4 protein-coding genes are annotated in these 5,748 nt (G+C 69.9%); 2 read left to right on the top strand and 2 right to left on the bottom strand.

Features of this window, described 5'->3' with window-relative positions:
* The first annotated feature begins 34 nt into the window (after positions 1-34).
* Positions 35-1,324, top strand: coding sequence for a YibE/F family protein (locus G6027_RS19480; RefSeq protein ID WP_182636846.1), 1,290 nt, complete (start codon positions 35-37; stop codon positions 1,322-1,324).
* Positions 1,325-1,333: 9 nt separating this feature from the next.
* Here the strand turns inward: G6027_RS19480 and G6027_RS08805 are convergent, their stop codons facing one another.
* Both G6027_RS08805 and G6027_RS08800 read right to left on the bottom strand, forming a co-directional pair.
* The gene (locus tag G6027_RS08805) at positions 1,334-2,587 is read right to left on the bottom strand and encodes a pyridoxal phosphate-dependent aminotransferase (RefSeq protein ID WP_182636845.1); all 1,254 of its coding nucleotides are present in this window, start codon (positions 2,585-2,587) and stop codon (positions 1,334-1,336) included.
* Between the two features lie 72 nt (positions 2,588-2,659).
* Positions 2,660-3,745 carry a helix-turn-helix domain-containing protein gene (locus tag G6027_RS08800; RefSeq protein WP_182636844.1) on the bottom strand — a complete coding sequence of 362 codons (1,086 nt, stop codon included), beginning with the start codon at positions 3,743-3,745 and terminating at the stop codon, positions 2,660-2,662.
* Between the two features lie 68 nt (positions 3,746-3,813).
* On the opposite strand from G6027_RS08800, the gene G6027_RS08795 reads away from it, so the two are divergent.
* Positions 3,814-5,688, top strand: coding sequence for an NAD(P)/FAD-dependent oxidoreductase (locus G6027_RS08795; RefSeq protein WP_187702742.1), 1,875 nt, complete (start codon positions 3,814-3,816; stop codon positions 5,686-5,688).
* The last annotated feature ends 60 nt before the right edge of the window (positions 5,689-5,748 follow it).

The raw sequence follows: 5,748 nt of genomic DNA, 5'->3' as shown, positions 1-5,748 counted from the left end.
CCGACCGGGCCCGGCCCGGGTTAGGGTTGGCGGCGTGAGCGACCGGCCAGCGACCCCTCCCCGGCACCGGCACCGGGTCGAGCGCCCCCGACACGGGTCCCACTTCGTGCCGTCCGGCAGCGCCGGCCGGATCACGGTGGTCGGACTGATCCTGGGCGCGGTCGCGACGATGATCGGGGTGGCGCTGCTCTGGCCGACCTTCCAGGACCCCGAGCTGGACCCGTACTTCGCCCAGTCGTCCGGATCCTCGGTGGTGACCGAGCGCGGCGAGGTCGTGTCCACCGAGGTCGCTCCCTGTGGCTCACCGGACAACGGGCGGGTGCTGCCCGGCCCACCGCTCGAACCCCGGTTCCCCGGCCCGGAGTGTCCACGCTCGATCGTGCGACTCGACACCGGCCCGGACGCCGGCCGACAGGTCCTGCTGGAGATACCGCCCGGGCCCGGATCCCCGGACCTCGCTGAGGGCGACCAGATCCAGCTCGGTCGCTCACCCCAGGGGGCCATCGACACCTATGCTTTCGAGGACTTCACCCGGACCGTGCCCATGGCGTTGTGGCTCCTCGTGGGCGCCGTGGTGATGGTCGCCGTCGGGCGGTGGAAGGGGCTGCGGGCCCTGGTCGGGATCGCGGTGGCGCTCCTCGTCGTCGTGGGGTTCGTCCTCCCCTCGATCCTCGACGGCAACCCGGCCATCCTGGTGGCCGTGGTCGGCGGCTCCGCCGTGCTCTACCTGGTGATCTACGTGGTGCACGGGATCAACCTCAAGACCCACGCCGCGCTGCTCGGCACGCTGTCGGCGATGCTGGCGGCGGCGTTACTGAGCTGGGTCGTCATCGAGACCACCAGGATCACCGGGCTCAGCGGCGACTCCACGACGCAGGTCCAGGTGTTCGTGCAACACGTCTCGCTGACGGGGCTGCTGCTCGCCGGCTTCATCATCGGTGCACTGGGCGTGCTCAACGACGTCACCGTGAGCCAGTCCGCGACCGTGTTCGAGATGCGCCACCTCGACCCGCACGCCGGTCCCGTCCAGGTGTTCCGGTCGGCGATGGGGGTCGGTCGCGACCACGTCGCGTCGATGGTCTACACCCTGGTGTTGGCGTACACCGGGTCGGCGCTGCCGCTGCTCCTGCTGTTCTCGCTGGGGACCCGCTCGCCGCTGTCGATCCTCACCTCCGACGTCGTAGCCGTGGAACTGATGCGGTCGCTCGTCGGCGCGATCGCCCTCGCCCTGTGCGTCCCGCTCACCACCGCGGCAGCGGTGTGGCTCTCCCGCGATGTGACCCCGGAGGAACTGGACCGGGCGACCGTGGGCGCGCGGCACTGAGCGCCCGGACTACTGGCGGTACGAGGCCAGGAAGTTGCCGATCCGCTCGATCGCCACGGCCAGATCGCGGCCGGCGGGCAGCGTGACCACCCGGAAGTGATCCGGTTCCGGCCAGTTGAACCCCGTGCCCTGGGTGACCAGGATGCGCTCGCGCTCGAGCAGGTCAAGCGCGAACAGGCGGTCGTCGTGGATCTCGTGGACCTCCGGGTCGAGCCTGGGGAACACGTAGAGGGCGCCCATCGGCTTGACGCAGCTCACCCCGGGGATCGAGTTGAGCTTCTCCCACGCGATGCCGCGCTGCTCGTGGAGCCTGCCGCCGGGCTCGATCAGCTCGTTGATCGACTGGTACCCGCCGAGTGCCACCTGGATGGCGTGCTGCGCGGGCACGTTGGGGCACAACCTCGTCGAGGCCAACAACTCCAGACCCTCGAGGAACCCGGCCGCGTGCGCCTTGGGGCCGGTGATCGCCATCCAGCCCGCCCGGTAGCCCGCCACGCGGTAGGTCTTGGACAGGCCGTTGAAGGTCAGGACCAGCAGATCGTGCGCGAGCGAGGCGATGGAGGTGTGCTGCGCCTCGTCGTAGACGATCCGGTCGTAGATCTCGTCCGCCAGGATGAGCAGGCTGTGCTCGCGGGCCAGGTCCACGATCCCCTGCAGGACCTCCCGGGAGTAGACCGCCCCGGTGGGGTTGTTGGGGTTGATCACGACGATGGCCTTGGTCTTGGGCGTGATCTTCGAGGCGATGTCCTCGAGCGACGGGTTCCAGTCGTCGTGCTCGTCCGCGAGGTAGTGGACGGGCCTGCCCCCGGCGAGTGAGGTCATGGCGGTCCACAGCGGGTAGTCCGGTGCCGGGATGAGGACCTCGTCGCCGTCGTCCAGCAACGCCTGCATCGTCATGGTGATGAGCTCGGACACGCCGTTGCCCAGGTAGATGTCCTCCACGTCCAACTGCGGGAAGTCGGGGACCAGCTCGTACCGTGTGAAGATCGCTCGACGGGCCGACAGGATGCCCTTGGACTCCGAATAGCCCTGCGCGTGGGGCAGCGCCGCGATCATGTCGCGCATGATCACGTCCGGCGCCTCGAATCCGAAGGGGGCGGGGTTGCCGATGTTCAGCTTGAGGATCCGGTGACCCTCCGCCTCGAGCTGGTTCGCCCGTGCCAGCACCGGGCCGCGGATCTCGTAGAGGACGTCCTTGAGCTTGGACGACTGGTCGAGCGTGCGCGGCTGGTGGAGCGTGCGTCCCGTGTTCTCCGGCGTCATGACTGCTGATTGTGCCACCTCGGTCGGACGCCGTTCCGGGCGCGCCGACCCGCGGTGTCAGATCCCGTGGCGTCAGATCCCGTACCGCAGGTCGATGATGGCCGGGATCTCCGAGAGGGGCAGGAGATCGTCGGGATGCTCCACCGAGAGGAAGTCCACGCAGCCTCGCTCGTGGGAGGCCAGGGCGTACGGCTGGGAGTCGATCGACAGTCCGGTGAGCTGGCGGAGTCTGCGGACCTCGCCCCTGACGGTCGCCGTCGCGTCCCTGTCCCCGTAGAGCGCCTCGGACAGGGAGCGTGCGGACCACGCCTCCCGGGACGCCAGGAGCGCGAGCAGCTCCGCCCTTCGCGGGGTGAGGTCGACCGTCGATCCGTCGGCCCGGACGACCGACGGCCTCCACCCGAGCAGACGGATCTCCGTCACCGGGTTGTCGTCGCCGTCCGCGGACCCCTCGGGGCCGGGGCGTGACCCCGGGTCCGGCGGCGGGAGGTCGTCCGGGGACTGCCCGCCCACTCCGTTCGCGAGCAGGGTCTCGGCCAACCGGGCTCCGCACCGGACCAGCGCCGCCGTCTCGGAACTCGAGAAGCGGACCGGATGCGAGACGTCGAGGACCCCGAGGATCCTGCCGCGGGCGTCGCGGACGGGACTGGCCGTGCAGGTCCAGCCGTGATGGGCCCGGACGTAGTGTTCGCCCGCGGTGGCGTGGGTCAGCGTCCCGGTCTCGAGCGCGAGGGAGATGCCGTTCGTGCCGATGCCCTGTTCGGACCAGTCCGCGCCCTCGGCGAACGCGATCGAGTCCGCGCGGCGCAGCACGTGGGGACTTCCCGCCCGCCACAGCAGGCACCCCCGCGAATCGGTGAGGACCACCAGGTGCCGGCCCGCGGCGGACGTGTCGGACACCGAGGCCACCACGTCCGCGGCGATGTGACGCAGGGGTGTGCGCTGCCGCGCGTCGGTGACCTGGTCACGGGTGAGCACGCGGGCCGGTAGCTCCTGGTCCGGCGAGATCCCGGCCGCTCCGCTGCGCCTCCACGCCTGTAGAACCCGGGAGTCGAGGTCGGAGGTCGCGCCACCGGAGAGCGCGATCCCGTGGGCCCTGATGGAGCGCTCGGCGAAGGCCCGGGGGTCGGAGAACCGCAGGGCCGGGTGCAACGACATTGCCACCCCCTGGGGAAGAAAGTGTGATCTACGTCATTGCCGAAGCTACACGACACGAAGGAGCGGACATGACCCAGACGACAGACGCACCGGCCGAGCGGGGTGGGCCGGGCGCCGACGGTTCAGGCGCGGGCGCAGATGTGCGGAGTGAGGACGAGGTGGCTGCGGACGCCACGGTCTACAGGTGGCTCGGGGAGTTCGACGAGGCCCTCCGGGCGGGGGACGCGGACCGGGTCGCGCAGCTGTTCGAGCCCGAGGGCTACTGGCGCGACTTCGTCGCCTTCACGTGGAACCTCAAGACCCTCGAAGGGCGGGAGCAGATCCGCCGGATGCTCGAGTCCCAGCTGGCCGCGGTCTCCCCCTCCGCCTGGAGGCTCGACGACCCGGCGAGCGTGTCCGGCCACGTGACCGAGGCGTGGGTGACCTTCGAGACGGCGGTCGGCCGCGGATGGGCGCACCTCCGGTTGCGCGACGGCAAGGCCTGGACCCTCCTCACCACGATGCAGGAACTCAAGGGCCACGAGGAGAAGAAGCGCCGAACCCGGGACCAGGGTGTCGAGCACGTCATCCGTAGGGGTCGCAAGACCTGGCTCGAGAAGAAGCAGGAGCGCCAGGAGACCCTCGGGTACACCGAGCAGCCGTACACGGTGATCATCGGCGGAGGCCAGGGCGGGATCGGGCTCGCCGCCCGACTCACGCGGCTGGGTGTGCCGACCATCGTGATCGAGAAGAACGAGCGGGCCGGCGACTCGTGGCGCAAGCGCTACAAGTCGCTCCACCTCCACGATCCGGTCTGGTACGACCACCTCCCGTACATCCCCTTCCCCGACGACTGGCCGGTGTTCCCGTCCAAGGACAAGGTCGGGGACTGGCTCGAGCACTACACCGCGATCATGGAGCTCGACTACTGGTCCGGGACGCAGTGTCTGAACGCGGACTTCGACGAGGAGTCCGGGACGTGGCGGGTCGAGGTGGACCGGCGAGGGGAGAGGGTGGAACTCCGCCCGACCCAGCTGGTGTTCGCACTCGGCGTCTCCGGCTACCCGAACATCCCGCACGTCGAGGGCGCGGACTCGTTCGCCGGGGAGCAGTGGCACTCGTCGGAGTTCACCGGGGAGGGGGACGTGGAGGGCAAGCGGGCCGTGGTGATCGGCTCGAACAACTCGGCCCACGACATCTGCGCCGCGCTCTGGGACCACGGAGCCGACGTCACCATGGTCCAGCGCTCCTCCACCCACATCGCGCGGAGCGAGTCGCTCATGTCACTGGCGCTCGGACCCCTGTACTCGGAGGACGCGCTGGAAGCCGGGGTGACCACCGAGAAGGCCGACATGCTCTTCGCCTCCTGGCCCTACCGCCTGCTCCCCGAGGTGCAGATCCCCGTCTACGAGCAGATGGCGGAGAAGGACGCGGAGTTCTACGGCCGGCTCCGCGCGGCCGGATTCGAGCTGGACTTCGGTGAGGACGGGTCCGGCCTCTTCCTCAAGTACCTCCGGCGCGGCTCGGGGTACTACATCGACGTCGGTGCCAGCCAACTCGTGATCGACGGCGAGGTCGCGCTGGCGCGCGGGCAGGTGGCGAGGATCCGGGCCGACGGGGTGGAGCTGGACGACGGGAGGTTCCTGCCCGCAGACCTCATCGTCTACGCCACCGGGTACGGCTCGATGAACCAGTGGTTGACCGATCTCGTGTCGCAGGACGTCGCCGATCGGGTGGGCAAGGTCTGGGGATACGGTTCGGACACCACCCGGGACCCCGGGCCCTGGGAGGGAGAACTCCGGAACATGTGGAAGCCGACGAACGTCGAGCAGCTCTGGGTCCACGGTGGCAACCTCCACCAGTCCCGCCACTACTCCAAGTACCTGGCCCTGCAGCTCAAGGCGAGAATGGAGGGGGTTCCCACTCCGGTGTACCAGGTGCAGCACGCGCACCACACCTGCTGACGGCAGGGCCCGCCAGACACCACTGCGGCCCGTGATCGAGGTTCCGATCACGGGCCGCAG

Source organism: Dietzia sp. SLG310A2-38A2 (assembly GCF_014145095.1).
GTDB lineage: Bacteria > Actinomycetota > Actinomycetes > Mycobacteriales > Mycobacteriaceae > Dietzia.
The sequence above is the reverse complement of the archived record's forward strand: the minus strand, read 5'-3'. Positions and strand labels throughout refer to the sequence as shown.

Excerpts from the sequence above, each read along its gene's own strand:
- G6027_RS08800 (WP_182636844.1), bottom strand. The coding sequence starts at position 3,745 with ATGTCGTTGCACCCGGCCCTGCGGTTCTCCGACCCCCGGGCCTTCGCC.
- G6027_RS08805 (WP_182636845.1), bottom strand. The coding sequence starts at position 2,587 with ATGACGCCGGAGAACACGGGACGCACGCTCCACCAGCCGCGCACGCTC.
- G6027_RS08795 (WP_187702742.1), top strand. The coding sequence starts at position 3,814 with ATGACCCAGACGACAGACGCACCGGCCGAGCGGGGTGGGCCGGGCGCC.